The sequence below is a fragment of the Micrococcaceae bacterium Sec5.7 genome (assembly GCA_039636785.1).
Lineage (GTDB): Bacteria > Actinomycetota > Actinomycetes > Actinomycetales > Micrococcaceae > Arthrobacter.
In genome coordinates this window covers 2,904,301-2,923,925 of the sequence record CP144169.1, presented here as the reverse complement: position 1 = coordinate 2,923,925, position 19,625 = coordinate 2,904,301, and the positions used below count along the sequence as shown (strand labels likewise).

Sequence of the window (19,625 nt, the reverse complement as noted above, 5' to 3'; positions counted from 1 at the left end):
GGCCCATCTGAGGACCCGGCATGGGCCGTAAATGACCCCGCGTTGCTCTTCAGCGGAGGGATCAGACCGGGTGCCGTGCGCCCAGCCGGGACACCGCCAGCGCCAGCCACAACTGCACCCGGTCTGCCGTGACCGAGGGATCATAGCCGGTCATTTCGGTGATCTGCGCCAGCCGGTACCGGACGGTATTCCGGTGCAGCGTGAGGGCTTCGGCGACGGCGGCCACCGAGCCGTTGTTGCTCAAGTAGCTCTCCAGCGTGGTCATCAGCTCCGAGCCGTGGGCGGCGTCGAAGTTCCGCAGCGGATCCAGGGATTCATTGGCCATGTCCGCCAGAGGCACGTCCTCACTTGCCAGCAACAGCGAGGTCAGGCTCAGGCGTTCCGGCTCATTGACCGGCAATCCGCGGCTCGCGGCGTCACGGGCTTCGAAATAGCTCCAGCGCAGCCCGTTCGGTTTGGTGTAGGCCCCGCCGATGCCGATCGTGGCGTGGATTCCGGCCTCGGCCAGGTGATCGCCCAGGCTCCGGGCCAGCGCGGCGGCACCGCTGCCGTCGTCGTGAATAACAACAACCAGATCCTTCCCGACGACGGCGGCCACTGCGTTCTCGAGCAGCCGCGGTACCGATGTGCTCACCACCTGCTTGTGGTGCGCGGCGGACACGGCAAGGAGGACCACGTTTTTCCGGGTGCTGTTGACGCCGATGCCGGCGAGCCGGCGCGAGGCTTCGCTGGGCTCCAGCGTCCCGTGGATCACGTCCTCCAGGACCTGGCCGGCCAACGCCCGTTGGGCCTGGCGCTGTTTGACCATGTTGTTGAGCTCAACGCTGATGAGGTTCTGGGCGTAACCCACTATGCCGGAATCCTCGAAGGGCTGCTTTGCCCACAGCGTGCAGGCATCCCGGCGACCGGTGGGAATCGGGTAGGAGGACCAGCTGTCCGCTGTGGGGTGCCCGGTGCCGCTGTTGTACAGCTGTGCCGTGAACTGGGTCAGCACAATGTCAGTGCGGAGCATGGTGGCGAGATGCTTGAGCAGTTCGGAGAGCCCGCCGCCGGTCAGGAGGGCGCGTGCGAGAATCTGGTGCCCGGCTATAAGCCGTTCCAGCTTGGCGTAGTGATCTGCCGATTGCGCGTCGGCCACGAGCTTTCCGATGGCAATAAACGGGGTCTCGTACGGGACCTCGACCACCGGCAGGCCCCAGCGGTTGGCTTCGGCGATCAAAGCCGGCGGGACGGCGTCGTGCGTTAATCCCACACCGAATCCGATCCCCACGGCGCCGGCGCGCTGGACCTGGCGCACAAAGCGGCGCTGCTCCGGAGCGCTCCGCAGCCGCATGCCGGTGGTGAGGACCAGCTCGCCGCCGTTCAGGAAGCGCTGCGGATCCTCCTGCTCGGTGACCGCAACCCAGTGGATGTCCTGATGCCAGGTGGTCTCGGCCAGCCCTGACTTCTTCAGTTTCAGCGAGTTCACGGCCAACAGGGCGGCGAGGGAGATTGCCATGTCCACCAGAATAGCCGCAGGCTGGTCAACCGCACTAAACACTTCCCTCAAGGGTGTGCAGGTGGCTATTCCCAGTGTTCATGCCCTGGCATAGGCTCGAGGCAGTCGCATCACCAATGCTCACACCTGATGGGCCAGTACGAAAGAGGTTGTACACCGTGGTTCAAACCTTGCAGAACTTCATCAATGGCGAGTTCGTCACCCCCGCCGGCACAGCGCTGCTCGACGTCGTGAATCCCACCAACGGCGAAGTGGTGGCCAAATCGCCCATCTCCGTGGAGGCCGATGTCGACGCCGCAATGACGGCCGCCAAGGATGCCTTCAAGAGCTGGAAGCACACCACTCCAGGCCAGCGGCAGCTGATGCTGCTCAAGCTTGCCGACGCCGTGGAAGCCAACAGCGACGAACTCGTGGACGCCCAGCACCGCAACACGGGCCAGGTCCGTTCCCTGATTGCCTCGGAGGAAGTCGCGGCCGGCGCGGACCAGTTGAGGTTCTTCGCAGGCGCCGCACGCATTCTCGAAGGCAAGTCCGCCGGCGAATACTTCGAGGGTCACACCTCTTACGTCCGGCGCGAGCCGATCGGCGTTGTGGCCCAGGTGGCACCGTGGAACTACCCCTTCCTGATGGCTATCTGGAAGATCGGTCCCGCCCTCGCGGCCGGCAACACCGTGGTGCTGAAGCCTTCCGACACCACACCGGAATCCACTCTGGTGCTCGCCAAACTGGCGGCGGAGATCTTCCCAGCCGGCGTGCTCAACGTTGTCCTGGGCACGGGTGCAACCGGCGCCCTGATGGTGGAGCACAAGGTCCCCGGCCTGGTCTCCATCACCGGTTCCGTCCGCGCCGGCATCGCGGTTGCCTCCGGCGCCGCCAAGGGGCTCAAGCGCGCGCACCTGGAACTGGGCGGCAAGGCACCCGCCATCGTGTTCAAGGACGCCGATATCAAGAAGAGCGCCGCGGCGATCGCCGAGTTCGCGTTCTTCAACGCCGGCCAGGACTGCACGGCGATCACCCGCGTGCTCGTTGAGGATTCGGTCCACGACGACGTTGTGGCAGCCATGGTGGAACACACCAAAACGCTGCACACCGGCTCGCAGAACGATGAAGACAATTACTTCGGTCCGCTCAACAACGTGAACCATTTCAACGCGGTCAACGCCGTGGTGGAGTCGCTCCCGGCGAACTGCAAGATCGAAACCGGCGGCCACCGCGCCGGGGACAAGGGCTTCTTCTTCGAGCCCACCATCATCACCGGCGCCAAGCAGACTGACAGCGTGGTCCAGCAGGAAACCTTCGGCCCCGTCATCACAGTCCAGAAGTTCAGTACTGAGGAAGAAGCAGTGGAGCTGGCCAACGACGTCGAATACGCCCTCGCGTCCAGCGTCTGGACCACCGACCACGGCACAGCCATGCGGGTGAGCCGCGATCTGGACTTCGGCGCGGTGTGGATCAACACCCACATCCTGCTCACCGCCGAAATGCCCCACGGCGGCTTCAAACAGTCCGGCTACGGCAAGGACCTCTCCATGTACGGCGTCGAGGACTACACGCGCATCAAGCACGTGATGTCCGCGCTCGACTCCTAGTTCACTCTTCCCGTGGTCGAGCGTGCGGCGACCCAGGCACAGATCCAGAAAGGCAGTCCCATGACTACAACCGCCAATGAAATCACCTACCGTCTCGAGCAGAAGCGCCGCGTCCAGGCCGACTTCCCGGGTCCCAAATCCGTGGCCCTGGCCGAGCGGCGCAAGGCAGTTGTTGCCGCCGGCGTCGCCTCCAGCGTCCCGGTTTATGTGGCAGACGCCGACGGCGGCATCATCCACGACGTCGACGGCAACTCGTTCATTGACCTGGGTTCCGGCATTGCCGTGACCAGCGTCGGAGCGTCTGATCCCGCCGTCGTGGGTGCCGTGAAGGAAGCCGTGGAGCACTTCACGCACACCTGCTTCATGGTCACGCCCTACGAAGGCTATGTCGCCGTCGCCGAGCAGCTTAACCGCCTCACCCCGGGCAGCCACGAAAAGCGCACCGTGCTCTTCAACTCCGGTGCCGAGGCCGTGGAAAACGCGGTCAAGGTGGCCCGCCTGGCCACGGGGCGTGACGCCGTCGTCGCCTTTGACCACGCCTACCACGGCCGCACCAACCTGACCATGGCGCTGACCGCCAAGGCGATGCCGTACAAGACCAACTTCGGCCCGTTCGCGCCCGAGGTCTACCGCATGCCCATGAGCTACCCCTTCCGCGAGGAAAACCCGGAGATCACTGGTGCCCAGGCGGCCCAGCGCGCCATCACCATGATCGAAAAGCAGATCGGCGGCGAGCAGGTTGCCGCGATCATCATCGAGCCCATCCAGGGCGAGGGCGGCTTTATTGTCCCGGCGGACGGCTTCCTGCCGGCGCTGGCTTCCTGGGCCAAGGACAAGGGCGTTGTGTTCATCGCTGACGAGGTCCAGTCCGGGTTCTGCCGCACCGGTGAATGGTTCGCTGTCAACCACGAGGGTGTTGTCCCGGACATCATCACCATGGCCAAGGGGATCGCCGGCGGCATGCCGCTGTCGGCCATCACCGGCCGCGCGGAACTGCTCGACGCCGTGCACCCCGGCGGCCTGGGCGGCACCTACGGCGGCAATCCGGTGGCCTGCGCCGCGGCACTCGCCGCAATCGGCTCCATGGAGGAGTACGACCTGAACGCCCGGGCCCGCCACATCGAGGAAATTGCTGTGGCGCGCCTGCGCACTTTGGCTGAGGAGGTCCCCGTGATCGGTGACATCCGCGGCCGCGGCGCCATGCTGGCCATTGAGCTGGTCAAGGCCGGCACCAACGAGCCGGCTGCGGACCTCACCAAGGCTGTGGCTGCCGCGTGCCTCAAGGAAGGCGTCATCATCCTGACGTGCGGCACCTACGGGAACGTGATCCGTCTGCTGCCGCCGCTGGTCATCAGCGACGAGCTGCTGAACGACGGCCTGGATGTCCTTGCCGCAGCCATCAAGGCCAACGCCTAGCCCTCACCCGCGCAAAGAAGGATGGACATAGCCCCGGCTCTGTCCATCCTTCCTGCGTTTAAGTGGCCGTGCGACGCGCAGGCGGGCTGGAATCGCCCGGCAGAATCGCCCGGCAGAATCGCCCCGCAGAAGGGAGCGCCCGGGCAGCTGCTGCGCGGGTAGAGTCATCCCTACCACTGCACGAACGCAGACCGGACAGCGTCGCCGGGAAACCTGGCGCTGCTGGCGTCTGCCTGAAACCGAAGAGGGGTTCCATGCGATACGTAGTTGGCTACACACCAAACGAGCGCGGCGCGGACGCCGTCGCCCTGGCATCATCCATGGCCCGGGCGCAGGGCGCCCATCTGGATCTTGTCTATGTTGTGAAAAAGGACGCCCCGTATGTGGCGCTGAACCCGGACGGCAGCCGGGTCAGCGCTGCTGAGCAGGCCGTGCTGACAGCCCGGCGTGAGGGGCTGGCGCTTGTGCCGGAGGGCATCGACGCCGAATTCCACGTCCGGGATGCCGAATCGTTTGCCGCCGGCCTCATTGACGCGGCGGTGGAACTCCAAGCCGGCCTGATTGTGGTGGGTGCGGCCAGGAACGGACTCTTCAAGCGTTTCACCGTGGGCAGCGTGGCCAACGCGCTGCTGCATGCCGCGCCCGCACCGGTGGCACTGGCGCCGCGTGGCTACCAGCGGACCGAGGCCATAACACGGCTGACTCTTGCCGTGGGGAAGCGCTCCGGGGCCACTGAAGCAATTGACACGGCGATCGGCGCCGCCAACCGGCGGGGCGTGCCGCTGCGGCTGGTGTCCCTGGTGGAGCTCGATGCTTCCGGCGACAGCGGCGAACCAGTCAACGCCGCACACATCCACGCCAACACAGTTCTCACCAATGCAGCGCACCGGCTCCCCGCAGGGCACGATGTCAGCGTTGTGGTGGCCCACGGGCGCACTATCGAGGAAGCCATTGACGGCCTGGAATGGGACGATGGCGAGATCCTGGTGGTGGGATCTTCACGTCTCGCGGAAAAGAACCGGATGTTTATCGGCAGTACCGCCAACAAGGTGCTGCGCGCTCTGCCTGTGCCTATGGTGGTTGTGCCGCGGGACTATGTCCGGGTTGACTCCATCCCGGAAGCCTGAGCCAGCAGTACCGGTACTCGCGTGGGTGCGGGAGCGTCAGGCGGACCGGCGGGTCAGCTTCTTCGCGATGGAGTTCTTCCGGGCCGTCAGCAGCATGTCCACCGTAAGGACCAGCAGTGCCAGCCAGACGATGCTGAACCCGATCCAGCGGTCCGTGGTCATGGCTTCCCTGAAAACAACCAGTGCCACAACAAACTGCAGCAGCGGAGCGAAATACTGCAGCAGGCCGATGGTGGTCATGGGCAGCCTGCGGGCCGACGCCCCGAAGAACAGCAGCGGTACGGCGGTGATGATTCCTGAGGCCGCCAGCAGCCAGAAGTGACCGGCGCCGTTGTCGGCCAGTGTGGCGGTTCCGCTGACGGCCAGGAAAATCATGGTGGCGGCTGCCAAGGGTGTGAGGACCACGGTCTCCACAGTGAGGCTGGTGATCGCGTCCACCTTGCGGCCAACACGCTTTTTTACGAAGCCGTACAGGCCGAAGCTCAAAGCCAGGGTCAAGGCGATCCAAGGCAGCTTTCCGTAGGACACGGTGAGTACGGCCACGGCAATAAAACCGATTCCGACGGCGGCCCATTGCAGGGGGCGGAGCGTCTCCTTGAGGACGAACACACCGAGCAATACGGACACGAGGGGGTTGATGAAATACCCGAGCGAGGCTTCTACGGCCTGCCCGGTGGTCACGCCGTAGGTATAGGTCAGCCAGTTCACCGCGATGAGTCCGGCGGCAATGCCGAGTGTCGACAGAACTGAACGGTCCCGGAATGCCGCTGCCAGTACCCGCCAGGACCGGGTGACGGTGATCAGCAGGGTGCAGAACAAGAGGGACCAGACCACACGGTTGGCCACGATTTCAACGGCCCCCGCAGGCTGCAGCACAAAGAAGTACAGCGGCAGCAGCCCCCACAGCCCGTAGGCGCCGATGCCGAAGAGGATCCCCGCCCTCGACTCCCTGTCCACGGCCTTGACCGCCGTTGTGGCCGGACCGGGGGACTTCAAGACCGGAGCAGCTACGGCGGAACGGGACTGGGACGTATCGGGGGTAGGCACAAGATCAATAACACCATCTTCCGGGACAGTATTCCTCCCGTTCAGCTGTGCCCCGGGAGATCAGTCGGGTGCGATCTGCGTCACGGGGTTCACCGCGGGATCCCGTGGACAATTAGAATAGGAAACTGTGCGCTAACTGATCAGGCGCAGTCTCCATGTTCCAGAAGGGCTCCCGGTGTCCAACTCAGCCGAAACCACCTCCAAACGTCCTCTCCGCGTCGCCATTGTGGGCGCAGGACCGGCCGGTGTCTATGCTGCGGACATCCTGACCAAGTCCAACGAGGTCAAGGACGGCGACTTCGAGGTCAGCATCGATCTCTTCGAGGCTTACCCGGCTCCCTATGGACTGATCCGTTACGGCGTGGCACCTGACCATCCCCGCATCAAGGGAATCGTGAATGCGCTCCACAAAGTCCTGGACCGAGGCGATATCCGTTTCCTGGGCAACGTCACCTATGGCCGCGACGTCACACTGCACGACTTCCGCGCCTTCTACGACGCAGTGATCTTCTCCACTGGAGCCATCAAGGACGCTGACCTAAACGTGGCCGGCGTCGAGCTGGAAGGCTCCTTCGGCGGCGCGGACTTCGTCTCCTGGTATGACGGCCACCCGGACGTCCCCCGCGACTGGCCGCTGGATGCCAAGGAAATAGCGGTGATCGGCAACGGGAATGTGGCCCTGGATGTGGCCCGCATGCTGGTCAAGCACGCTGACGAACTACTGGTCACCGAAATTCCGGACAACGTCTACCGGGCCCTGAAGAACTCCCCGGTCACTGATGTGCACGTCTTCGGCCGCCGCGGCCCGGCCCAGGTGAAGTTCACACCCCTGGAACTGCGCGAACTAAGCCACGCCGAGGATGTGGACATCGTGCTGTACCCGGAGGACTTCGAATTCGATGAAGCCTCGGACGACGCCATCCGCAGCAACAACCAGATCAAGACCATGGTCAACACCATGACCAACTGGCTCGTGGAGGAACACGCCGAAGCGGAGCAGCCTTCCTCCCGCCGCCTGCACCTGCATTTCCTGCACAGCCCCGTTGAGATTGTCGACGACGCGGCGCACCCCGGGCGCGTTACCGGCATCAAGTTTGAGCGCATGCAGCTGGACGGCACGGGAAATGTCAAAGGCACCGGGGAGTTCCCGCAATACCCCGTGCAGGCGGTGTACCGCGCAGTCGGCTACCACGGCTCCCCGCTGGACGAGCTGGAATACGATGCCAGGCGCGGTGTGGTCCCCAACGAAGGCGGCCGTGTCCTGGATGCCGGCGGCAACCCTGTTCCCGGCATCTACGCCACGGGCTGGATCAAGCGCGGACCCGTGGGCCTGATCGGGCACACCAAGGGCGACGCCCTGGAAACCATTGGATTCCTGCTCGAAGACCGGCTGACGCTGCCCCCGGCGAAGAACCCGGATCCGCAGGCCATCATCCACCTCCTGGAAGAACGCGGCATCGAATACACCACCTGGGAAGGCTGGAACAAGCTCAATGCGCACGAAGCAGCCCTCGGGGCCGCATGGTCGGAATCCGAGGCGGCCGACGGCGTCGTGCGTGAACGCGTCAAGGTTGTTCCGCGCGAGGAAATGATCGACATCTCCCGCGCCTGATGCACACTGCGTCAGGCGGACAGGAAATTAAGTGGGGCCAGACGGTCTCCTACGTCCGCTGCCCGGACGGAACCTTCGTTGACCTGAGTTCGCCGGTCGCCCCCGGTAGGGTGCCCGGCGGGTAACGCCATAGCCGGGGAGGGCAAGCCCCGGTAGACTGGCCGGACTAGATTTTGTCGGGCTTTTTCATGTGCCCGGCAGGTGGGAGTTCGATGAGGAACCTGATCCATCCGGCGGCACCCGGCGGCGACGCTGCGGAGCTGATCCAGCGCAATGCCCTGGCGGGTCATGAGCACCTCGGTGTCAAGAGCCTGGTTTCCCCCCAGGCACAGGAGATTCCGGGTCTGCGGAGCCTGATCCAGGAATCGTGGCAGCGGTCTGCCGAGCTCCACGCAAATCCGGACAACCCCGAGGCGCCGCTGGCCATGGACCGGGAAGAGCTTGAGGAATACCGCCGCCAGCACCCGCTCGCCGCCATCATGCCGGTGATCCACAAACTTCTGGTCCAGCCCAGCCATGACAGCGGACTGCTCGTGGCCGTCGGCGACGAAGTGGGCCGGCTGCTCTGGGTGGAGGGCGATCCCGTGATGCTGCGCCGCGCCGAGGGCATGATGTTCGTCCCGGGCGCCGACTGGTCCGAGGCCACGGTAGGCACCAGCGCCCCCGGCACCGCACTGGCGCTGGGCCGGGGAATCCAGATTTCCGGTGCAGAACACTACAAACGCTCCGTTCACCCGTGGAGCTGCACGGCCGTCCCGTTCCACGACCCGGACTCCGGCGCGCTGCTGGGGGTTGTGGACATCACGGGAACGGCGTCGGCGGTGGCCCCGCATACGCTCTCGCTCGTGGAAGCAACGGTTGCAGCAGCGCAGGCGCAGCTGCGCGTGGAACGGCTTCAGCTGGCGGCATCCCAGTCGCGGACACCCGCACGACGGCGGAACTCCGGTTCCGCGGCAAAATCCGGAAACGCCTCTGAAAGCAGCCTGTACCGCAACAGCCTGCAGGTTCTGGGGCGCGACCAGGCGCTCCTGAGCATTGAGGGCCGGACCATGCCGTTGTCCGCGCGGCACAGCGAAATCCTTGCCCTGTTGAGCACCCATCCCGACGGACTCAGCGCCGAGGAACTCAGTGTCCTGCTCTATCCGGGCGACGGCTCCACCATGACCCTGCGCGCGGAGATGGTGCGGCTGCGCAAGATCCTGCAGCAACTCAACCCCGCTGCCGTCCCGGAATCGCGCCCCTACAAACTCACCATGGACCTGGTCCCGGACAGCGGACAGGTGCTGAACTGCCTGCAGCGCGGAGCGCACCGGATCGCCCTGGAAATCTACCGCGGGGCCGTACTGCCACGTTCTGAAGCTCCCGGCATCGTGGAACTGCGGGACCGCGTCTCCTCGCTGATGCGCGAGGCCGTCTTGACGGACGGCAGCGCTGAGTCGCTGCTCAAGTACGCCGGGCTGCCCGAGGCAAGGGACGACGTCGGCGTCCGCATTGCCGCGTTGAAGCTCCTGCCGCCGCGCTCGCCCAAGCGGGCCGCCGTCGTCGCAGATCTTGAACGCCTGGAAACCGAACTGAGCGCGTGACGCCCGCGGCACCGCACTGTTAGTCAACACATCTAATCAACACGCCGCCAGCGGAAGGAAGCACCGTGCCAGCCACCATCGAGGAATTCAACCGGGGCCTTGACGGAACCATTGCCGAGGTTGCCAGGAAACTTGAGCCGCTGATCGGGCGCGGGCTGCCCGGGAGCGAAGCGAAGGTGTGGCACGGGCATCCCGTGTGGTTCCGGGGCAAGGACCCGTTGGTGGGCTACAAGCCTTATCCCAGGTTCGTGACGCTGATGTTCTGGCAGGGCCAGCAGTTTGCCGATCCGGGCGACCTGAAGCCGGCATCCAACCAGATGGCCGTGATCAAATACGCCAGCCCGGATGAAGTGGATGAGGCGGCGGTCCTGGAGTGGGCGCGGCAGGCACAGTCCCTGGCAGCGGAGTAGCCGCGCGGCACCCGCCGCAGGGCCGCCGCGCGGCACCCGCCGCAGGGCCGCCGCAGGGCATGGAACGTGAGCTGACTCACAGGGTTGCAACCTGACTGCAACCTCCCGGCTCCTACGCTGAAGGCAACGGTGATCGCCACCATCATGCGCAGCAAAGGAGCTAGCAATGACTGTCTATGCACAGCCCGGTACGGAGGGCTCGAAGGTCACGTTCAAGGACCGCTACGAGAACTGGATCGGCGGCGAGTGGGTCCCTCCCGTCAAGGGCCAGTACTTTGAAAACATCACGCCCGTCACCGGCAAGGCCTTCTGCGAGGTGGCCCGCGGCACCGCGGAAGACATTGAACTGGCGCTGGACGCCGCCCACAAGATCGCACCGTCCTGGGGCAAGACCTCCGTGGCCGAGCGGGCCGCGATCCTGAACAAGATCGCCGACCGGATCGACGAGAACGTCGAAATGCTGGCTGTGGCCGAGTCCTGGGACAATGGCAAGCCGATCCGCGAGACGCTCAACGCCGACATCCCGCTGGCAGCGGACCACTTCCGCTACTTCGCCAGCGCCGTCCGTGCACAGGAAGGCCGGCTTTCCCAGCTGGACGACGACACCACGGCCTACCACTACCACGAGCCCCTCGGCGTCGTGGGCCAGATCATCCCCTGGAACTTCCCCATCCTGATGGCCGTCTGGAAGCTGGCGCCGGCACTCGCGGCAGGCAACGCCGTGGTCCTCAAGCCCGCTGAGCAGACGCCGTCGTCCATCCTGGTGCTGATGGAACTGATCGGCGATCTGTTGCCGGCCGGCGTTCTCAACGTGGTCAACGGCTTCGGCGTGGAGGCCGGAAAACCGCTGGCCTCCAGCCCCCGGATCCGCAAGATCGCCTTCACCGGCGAGACCAGCACCGGCCGGCTGATCAGCCAGTACGCCAGCCAGAACCTCATTCCGGTCACACTGGAACTGGGCGGCAAGAGCCCCAACATCTTCTTCAACGACGTTGCGGACTCCAACGATGCGTTCTACGACAAAGCGCAGGAAGGCTTCGCGCTCTTTGCCTTCAACCAGGGCGAAGTCTGCACCTGCCCGTCCCGCGCCCTGGTCCAGGACGACATCTACGATTCCTTCATGGCCGACGCCGTGGCCCGGGTGGAGAAGATCATCCAGGGCAACCCGCTGGACACTCACACGCAGCTCGGCGCGCAGGCCTCCAACGACCAGCTCGAAAAGATCCTTTCCTACATCGACATCGGGAAGCAGGAGGGTGCCAAGCTGCTCACGGGCGGTGCCCGCGCCGAGCTGCCCGGGGACCTGGCCGGTGGCTACTACGTCCAGCCCACCATCTTCGAGGGCCACAACAGGATGCGCATCTTCCAGGAGGAGATCTTCGGACCGGTGGTCTCGGTGACGCGCTTCAGCGACTACAACGACGCCATGGGAATCGCCAACGACACCCTCTACGGCCTCGGCGCCGGCGTCTGGTCCCGCAACGGCAACGTGGCGTACCGCGCAGGCCGCGAGATCCAGGCCGGCCGCGTGTGGGTCAACAACTACCACGCCTACCCGGCCGGTGCCGCGTTCGGCGGCTACAAGTCCTCGGGCATCGGACGTGAAAACCACTCCATGATGCTGGACCACTACCAGCAGACCAAGAACCTCCTGGTCAGCTACAACGAAAACAAGCTCGGCTTCTTCTAAGCCGCACTTCCTGCACCTGCCACAACAACACCCAAGCTCCAACGACGCAAGGATTTCGCCAATGATGACGACAATGCAAGCAGCCGTAGTAACTGAATTCGGCAAGGATCTTCAGATCCAGACGCTCCCCATCCCCACGCCTGGCCGCGGGGAGGCGCTGGTGAAAGTACTCACCACAGGCGTCTGCCACACAGATCTCCACGCCGCAGAAGGCGACTGGCCGGTCAAGCCGACACCGCCGTTCGTACCCGGCCACGAAGGCGTAGGCGAAGTGGTTGCCCTCGGAGAGGGGGTCACGGACCTCGCCGTAGGTGACCTCGTAGGCAACGCCTGGCTCTGGTCCGCCTGCGGCGACTGCCAGTACTGCCGCACCGGCTGGGAAACCCTCTGCGAAGCCCAGCAAAACGCCGGCTACAGCGTGGACGGTTCCTTCGGAGAGTACATGCTGGTGGACACCCGCTTCGCCGCCCGCATCCCTGCCGGCTCGGACCCCGTTGAAGTGGCACCGGTGCTTTGCGCCGGCGTCACCGTCTACAAGGGCCTGAAAATGACCGAGGCCAAGCCCGGCCAGTGGGTCACCATCTCCGGCATCGGCGGGCTGGGGCACATCGCCGTGCAGTACGCCGTGGCCATGGGGCTCCGGGTCGCTGCCGTGGACATCGCTGATGACAAGCTGGCTCTTGCCAAGAAGCATGGCGCCGAACTGACGGTCAATGCACTGCACGAGGACCCAGTGGAAGTCATCCAGCGTGAAACGGGCGGCTGCCACGGCGTGCTCGTCACCGCTGTCCACCCGTCCGCCTTCGGCCAGGCGATCGGCATGGCCCGGCGCGGTGGAACCATCGTGTTCAACGGCCTGCCGCCGGGTGACTTCCCTGCTCCGATTTTCGAGATCGTCCTCAAGGGGTTGACTGTCCGCGGTTCGATCGTGGGCACACGGCAGGACCTCGAGGAAGCCCTGGATTTCTACGCTCAGGGCAAGATCCACCCCACTGTATCCACTCGGGAACTTTCCGAGGTCAACGCGGTTCTTGACGAGATGAAGCACGCCAAGATCGATGGCCGCGTGGTGCTCAGGTTCTAATGTCCCAAACCAGGCTCGACGCCGCAGTGACGCTGCCCGGGGAGGAGTTCTCCCGGGTGGCGCTCACCGCCGAGACGGTGGAATTGCTCAGGAAGCTGTGGCTCCAGCACGGACCGCTGATGTTCCACCAGTCCGGCGGCTGCTGCGACGGCTCCTCGCCCATGTGCTACCCGGCCGGGGAGTTCATCACCGGCGACGCGGATGTCTTGCTCGGATCATTTGAGATTTCCGACGGCGGTTCTTCCGGGGGAGCCCAGCCGCTGGAGTTTTGGATGTCCCGGGAGCAGTTCAACTACTGGAGCCATACCCACCTCACCGTTGATGTGGTGCCTGGCCGGGGGAGCGGCTTCTCGGTGGAGGCGCCGGAAGGCAAACGCTTTCTGATCCGCTCCACGCTGATGAACTGGCCCGTATGAGCCCTCACTGACGGTCACAGCTGACTCCCACCCACCCCCCATCCTCTTGCTCTCCTGACGCCCGGGCGAAGCCGCGAACAGCGGTTTCGCCCGGGCGTTCTTGGCTGTTCCGGGTGCGGGGCCCCCCATATGGGTGGCCCATATGGGTGGGACACCACTTCGAGGCATTCAAAACCACCAAGGTTTTTATGGGTGGGGCGGAACACCATGGCACTGTTCCATCCCTCCTAGCGGCAGGCGTGCCATGAAACTCTTAGCCTGGAAGTCCGACGGTGCGGCAGAGCAATACCGGTCTGCCGCCCACAGCAACCCACCACCGAATCGCAGTCAGCGACGGAGACGCGGCAAGATGCCCGTCCCCTTCCGTCTGATGGCAGCGGCAACCACCCTGATGCTGCCGATTGCCATGGGGCTGCCCGTGGTGGCAGCCAATGCAGTGGCGGCTCCCGTCGGTCAAGGGTTTACAGTCACCCCCTCTGATCTGTCCTTCATCCTGAAGCAGATCAAGATCGCCGAAGCCCATGTGGCCAACACCACCTCGGCGACGGGCCCGTGTGGTGCGCTCGTTGGCAACGGCCCCAACCAGCTTGCCAGCCCGCTGCTTTCGTTCGGTCTGCGGACGGTGGACGGCAGCTGCAACAACCTCCAAGCAGGCCAGGAAACCTTTGGTTCCGCGGACCAGACATTCCCGCGTCTGGGATCCAAGTCCTTCCGGCCCGCTGAGTCGGGATCGTTCGGCGGTCCGCCCACGGCGACCAGCTATGCGCAGAAGTCCGGAAGCGTGTTCGATTCCCAGCCGCGCGTGATCAGCAATCTGATCGTCGACCAGACCTCCACAAACCCGGCAGCCATCGCGGCGGCTGGCTTCCCGGTCAGAACCCAGGGCAACCAGGGTGTCGTCCCGTGTACTACGGACCCGACGCCCACGGCCGCCGGAATCCCCGCAGGCTGCGTGCCGTCACACAACACGTTGTTCATTCCCAACGTCACCACCGACGTCGGGCTGTCGCCACCGTACAATTCCCTGTTCACGCTGTTCGGCCAGTTCTTTGACCACGGTGTGGACCAGACCGTCAAGGGCGGCGGAACCGTCTACGTTCCGCTGAAGGCCGACGACCCGCTCATTCCAGGTCCGGACCATATCCTCGGCACCGCCGACGACCTCAATCCGAACCTGCGCTTCATGGTGCTGACCCGCGGCCAGAACCAGCCCGGTCCGGACGGCATCCTCGGCAACGCGGACGACGTGCAGGATGCGACCAACACGGACTCGCCCTGGGTCGACCAGAGCCAGACCTACACCTCGCACCCCTCGCACCAGGTATTTGTGCGTAAGTACGTGAATAACACCGCTGGCCGGCCGGTATCCACCGGCGAGCTCCTTGGCGGACCGGCCGGCCCAACAGCCGGTGGCATGGCCACCTGGACCACGACAAAGGCCCAGGCGAGGACTCTTCTCGGAATCCAGCTTGTTGACCGGGATGTAACGAAGATCCCGATGATGGCCGCCGACGCGTACGGCAAGTTCATTCCCGGCCCCGCCCGGGGTCTTCCGCAGTTCGTGACGGCTACTGGCCTCGTGGAGGCAAACCGTGCCGCCAATGGCGGGCGGGGAACCTTGGTGCCGTCGAACGTGCGGTACTTCAACACCCCGTTCCTCACCGACATTGCAAACAACGCTGATCCGTCACCGCAGGACACGGACCACAACCCGGCCACCCCGCCGGTTGCCCCCGTCCCGGACGCGGATACCACGGCTTCGGCTGACTTCGCGAGCCAGCCGGCGGGCACCTACGACGACGAGATGCTGAACGCGCACTTCATCGCCGGTGACGGCCGGGTCAATGAGAACATTGGGCTGACCACCATTCACCAGATCTTCCACTCCGAGCATGACCGCCTGATCGGCGACATTAAGAAAGTGCTCACCACCGACACCTCAGCAAGCGGTAATGCAGCTCTCGCCGAATGGAAGTCGGCTGCCGGCGCAAGTGGCTGGAACGGCGAACGGTTGTTCCAGGCAGCACGCTTCATCACAGAGATGGAGTACCAGCACCTGGTCTTCGAGGAGTTCGCGCGCAAGATTCAGCCCGCGATCAACCCGTTCGCGGTGTTTGCTTTCACCCAGACGGAACTCAACCCGGCGATCAAGGCCGAATTCGCCCATGCCGTGTACCGCTTTGGTCACTCCATGCTGACGGAGACGATCTCCCGCCGGAACGAGGATCTGCCCGGTCCTGACGCCGTGTTCGGTACTGCCGACGACGTGAGGGGAACCGAAAACGACATCTCCCTGCTCCATGGATTCCTCAACCCGCCGGCTTACACGGATGGCGGCCCAGCTGGTGTCCTGACCTCGAAACAGGCCGCAGGCAGCGTCATCATGGGCATGTCGGACCAGGTCGCTAACGAGCTCGACGAGTTTGTCACCGACACGCTGCGTAACAACCTGCTCGGCCTTCCGCTGGACTTGCCGACCATTAACATGACGCGTGCCCGGTCCGAAGGCATCCCGACGTTGAACGTCCTCCGCCGTGAGCTGTTCAACTCGACGAACGACGGCCAGCTGAAGCCCTACATCAACTGGATCGACTACGGCGAAAACCTCAAGCACCCGGAGTCGCTGATCAACTTTGTGGCGGCCTACGGCAAGCACCCGTCCATCACCGGCGAAACGACGCTGGCGGGAAAGCGGACTGCTGCACGGAAGATCGTCAGCCCCGATGCCCTCGCAGGTGACGTGGCTCCTGCCGACGCCGCGGCGTTCATGAACAGCACGGACGCCTGGGCGAACAACGGAACCGCATCGATCACGGGACTCGACAACATCGACCTCTGGGTCGGTGGTCTTGCCGAAAAGACCAACCTGTTCGGCGGCCTGCTCGGCAGCACCTTCAACTACGTGTTCGAGAAGCAGCTGACAGATCTGCAACAGGGTGACCGGCTGTACTACCTCGCGCGCACCCCCGGGATGAACCTGAGGGCACAGCTCGAAGGAAACTCCTTCGCCGAACTGATGATGCGCAACACGAACGCCCACAGCCTGAAGGCCGACGCGTTCGCCACGGCGGACTGCAAGTTCGAGCTAAAGAACCTGGCAGGTACCGCTGCCGGCTTCACGGCGTCCGGCAATACTGTTGCGGACGATCCGGCATCAGAGTGCAATGAGACGGCTCTGCTGATCCGCATGCCTGACGGCACCATCAAGTACAAGGCCGTCAATAGCGTTAACCCTGCCGGGATCAACGGCCAGAGCGTCTACAACGGCACTGCCGGCGTGGACCGAGTTTCTGGCGGCAACGACAATGACACCTTCTGGGGCGGCCTCGGCAACGACATCATCGAGGGCGGTGGCGGCGCCGACATCGCACTTGGCGGTGAAGGAAACGACATCATCACCGACTTCGCCGGTGACGACGTGCCCAAGGGCGGACCCGGTAACGACGCGATCGACGCCGGCCCGGGCCTGGACATCATTATGGGCGGCGACGGCAATGACTTCACCAACGGCGGGGCAAACATCAACGAGACCTTTGCCGGGGCGGGCGATGACTTTGCCATCGCAGGTCAGGGCGAGGACGCAGTCTTCGGTGACAGCGGGAATGACTGGGAAGAGGGCGGCGACAGTCCCGACCTTCTGATCGGTGACTCCAGCAACCTGTTCTTCCTTGATGATTCGCAGAAGCCAGGGCATGACATCCTGATCGGCCAGGGAGGTGACGATGACTACGACATGGAAGGTGGCGACGACATCGGTGTCGCCGGTCCGGGCGTCGAGAAGGTCGCCGGTGCATCGGGTTATGACTGGGAAATCGGCCAAAGTGACCCGCAACCGCAGGATGCCGATCTGGCCCTGCCCATCGCGCCCCTCGGCATACTTCAGGTGGGCGTACGTGACAGGTTCAACGAGGTCGAGGCGCTCTCCGGCGGAAACCTCAACGACACCCTCCGCGGTGACAGCATTGTGCCGTCAGCGCGCGGCGGCGCAGGGTTCATCGGGTGCGACGTTTTGGATCAAGCAGGTCTTGACCGCATTGCCGGTCTTGACGCACTGGTGCCGGCGCTGAACACTCCGGCGGATTCGGTCATTGCGGCGTCGGCATCGAAGGACTGCCCGCTGCTGACTCCCGGTACGAACGTCTGGGGCGATGGAAACATCCTCCTCGGCGGTGCCGGCAGCGACCTGATCGAAGGACGTGGAGGCGACGACATCATCGACGGCGACGCATACCTCAGCGTCCGGCTCAGTGTTCGCACTGACCCGAACAACCCGGCGACACAGATCGGCAGCGCCGGTATTGAAGGGCCAGGGCAGAGCGCCATGACCAGCCAGTACCTGCGCGATGCAGCCGGCGCCCTCACGGGCCCGACGCTTCAGGAGGCTGTCTTCGCGGGAACCGTGAACCCCGGCAACATTGTCGCGGTCCGCGAGATCCTGACAGGCTCTGGTGGAACCGACTCCGCAGTGTTCTCCGACATCCAGGCCAACTACACCGTCACCACGGTCCCGCTTGGCGCCGCTCTGGGCTCGCCGGGATCCGTGACCACTGTGGTCCACAACGGCGGAGGCGCCGACGGCACCGACACCCTGAGGAACGTCGAACGCCTGGTGTTCTCCGATACGGTCGCTCCAGCTGCTCCGATCATCGGCGCGGCAACGGCCGGCAACGGCCAGGCTACGGTGAACTTCACTCCTGCGGCGGGTGGTCTCGCCACGGGCTTCTCGGTTCGTGTGGTCAACGCAGCCGGTACCCAGCTGGGCGCTCTCCGGAGTGCTCCAGCAGGCGCTACCAGCCTGGTCGTCACCGGGCTGGCCAACGGCACCCCTGTGCGGTTCCAGGTGTCGGCATCCAACGCCATCGGGACGAGCGCTTTCTCCGCTTTCTCAAACACCGTGACTCCTGTGGCTCCAGTGGTTCCGGGGGCTCCCCGAATCGGCACCTCCGTCGCGGGTAACGCCCAGGTCACCGTCAACTGGCTTGCGCCACTGCCGGTTGCCAACGCAGCACCCATCACGGGATACCGGATCCGGACCTTCGTCGGTGCTAGCACCACGCCGGTCCGCACAACGGCCGTCGGCAATGTGACCAGCGCGGTAATGGGCACGCTGATCAACGGAACGAGTTACACCTTCATTGTCAATGCCGTCAACTCGGTTGGCACGAGTGTGAATTCGGCCCCCTCAGTGGCAGTGACTCCGCGCACGGAGTTCGTTGCCCCGACTGTGACGGCGAGGACCCCGGCCGCGGGTGCTACGTCGGTCAGCCAGACGGGCAACCTCACGGTGACGTTCAGCGAACCGGTGACGAATGTCAGTAGCACAACGTTCGTCCTGCGGCTCGGCGCCACGGTGATTCCTGCAACGGTGACGTACAACAATGCGACGCGGACCGCGACGCTGGATCCGACCAGCACGCTCACCGCCGACCGGACGTACACGCTGGCACTCTCGTCGATCCGTGACACGGCCGGGAACACCATCGCGTCCACGTCGTGGCAGTTCACTACCGGACCGGCTCCGACCATCGTCGCAGTCACCCCGGGGTTGGGTGCCACGAACACCAGCCGGACGGCAAACGTGACGGTTCGGTTCAGTGAACCGGTCACGAATGTCACCGCCGGAACGGTGGTCCTGCGGCTCGGCACCACAGTGGTCCCGGCAACGGTTACGTACAACAGTGCGACAAACACTGCCACACTGAATCCGTCGTCGACGCTGCTTGCCAACCGCACGTACACCATGGCCGTCTCCTCGGTCAGTGACCTGGCAGGCAACCGGATAGCGTTCCGTTCCTGGACGTTCACTACGGGGGCGGTGTAGGCCAGTAGGACGGCTGGCGGCTCTATCCGGGGCCGCCAGCCGGACTTCACTAATTAGCAATTGACAAAGTGAGGGGTGTGACATCAGTCCGGGCGCCAGGGGCATGATGTCACACCCCTTACTATCGCAACCGTGTTGCCGTTGCCGCCTGATAACAGCACGGCCGCAGCAATCCAGGCTCCACGTCCGGCCCCCACAGCGCAGCCGCAGCGCTGGGGGAGCCGGACGTGGTTTTTGCGTGTGACCGTCTCACTATTCGGGACAACTATGACCGCCCGCTGGCTGGACATTACGGTTGATAAGTCTGTTTCCAACACGCAATCAGGATTGTG

12 protein-coding genes are annotated in these 19,625 nt (G+C 64.5%); 10 read left to right on the top strand and 2 right to left on the bottom strand.

All coding sequences use genetic code 11. The features are described 5' to 3' along the window. Positions 1-61: 61 nt before the first annotated feature. Positions 62-1,498 carry a PucR family transcriptional regulator ligand-binding domain-containing protein gene (locus V3C33_13935; protein XAS66580.1) on the bottom strand — a complete coding sequence of 479 codons (1,437 nt, stop codon included), beginning with the start codon at positions 1,496-1,498 and terminating at the stop codon, positions 62-64. A 158-nt stretch (positions 1,499-1,656) separates the two neighbouring features. On the opposite strand from V3C33_13935, the gene V3C33_13930 reads away from it, so the two are divergent. From V3C33_13930 to V3C33_13920, 3 genes are all read left to right on the top strand, one after another. Then, on the top strand, positions 1,657-3,087 hold the full coding sequence (locus V3C33_13930) for a gamma-aminobutyraldehyde dehydrogenase (GenBank protein XAS66579.1): 1,431 nt from the start codon (positions 1,657-1,659) through the stop codon (positions 3,085-3,087). Positions 3,088-3,147: 60 nt separating this feature from the next. Beyond that, positions 3,148-4,503: a 4-aminobutyrate--2-oxoglutarate transaminase gene (gene gabT / locus V3C33_13925; GenBank protein XAS66578.1), complete on the top strand. Its 1,356-nt coding sequence runs from the start codon at positions 3,148-3,150 to the stop codon at positions 4,501-4,503. Positions 4,504-4,757: 254 nt separating this feature from the next. Beyond that, positions 4,758-5,630, top strand: a complete 873-nt coding sequence (locus tag V3C33_13920; GenBank protein ID XAS66577.1) for a universal stress protein — start codon at positions 4,758-4,760, stop codon at positions 5,628-5,630. 36 nt (positions 5,631-5,666) lie between these two features. Here V3C33_13920 and rarD read toward each other — a convergent pair whose 3' ends face one another. After that, on the bottom strand, positions 5,667-6,626 hold the full coding sequence (gene rarD, locus V3C33_13915; protein XAS69742.1) for an EamA family transporter RarD: 960 nt from the start codon (positions 6,624-6,626) through the stop codon (positions 5,667-5,669). Positions 6,627-6,852: 226 nt separating this feature from the next. Between rarD and V3C33_13910 the strand changes: the two genes are divergently transcribed. From V3C33_13910 to V3C33_13880, 7 genes are all read left to right on the top strand, one after another. Next, positions 6,853-8,289, top strand: a complete 1,437-nt coding sequence (locus tag V3C33_13910) for an FAD-dependent oxidoreductase (protein XAS66576.1) — start codon at positions 6,853-6,855, stop codon at positions 8,287-8,289. A 212-nt stretch (positions 8,290-8,501) separates the two neighbouring features. Continuing rightward, complete coding sequence (locus tag V3C33_13905) at positions 8,502-9,872, top strand: GAF domain-containing protein (protein XAS66575.1); 1,371 nt, start codon at positions 8,502-8,504, stop codon at positions 9,870-9,872. A gap of 65 nt (positions 9,873-9,937) precedes the next feature. After that, on the top strand, positions 9,938-10,282 hold the full coding sequence (locus V3C33_13900; protein XAS66574.1) for a DUF1801 domain-containing protein: 345 nt from the start codon (positions 9,938-9,940) through the stop codon (positions 10,280-10,282). A gap of 166 nt (positions 10,283-10,448) precedes the next feature. Beyond that, the gene (locus V3C33_13895) at positions 10,449-11,972 is read left to right on the top strand and encodes an aldehyde dehydrogenase family protein (protein ID XAS66573.1); all 1,524 of its coding nucleotides are present in this window, start codon (positions 10,449-10,451) and stop codon (positions 11,970-11,972) included. A gap of 61 nt (positions 11,973-12,033) precedes the next feature. After that, positions 12,034-13,056 (top strand): alcohol dehydrogenase AdhP, encoded by a 1,023-nt coding sequence (adhP, locus tag V3C33_13890; protein ID XAS66572.1) that lies wholly within the window; start codon positions 12,034-12,036, stop codon positions 13,054-13,056. Next, the gene (locus V3C33_13885; protein XAS66571.1) at positions 13,056-13,472 is read left to right on the top strand and encodes a DUF779 domain-containing protein; all 417 of its coding nucleotides are present in this window, start codon (positions 13,056-13,058) and stop codon (positions 13,470-13,472) included. The genes adhP and V3C33_13885 overlap by 1 nt, the downstream gene beginning before the upstream one ends. Before the next feature lie 349 nt (positions 13,473-13,821). Then, a complete protein-coding gene (locus tag V3C33_13880; GenBank protein XAS66570.1) occupies positions 13,822-19,293 on the top strand; it encodes a peroxidase family protein in 5,472 nt (1,823 codons plus the stop codon). Positions 19,294-19,625: the final 332 nt, after the last annotated feature.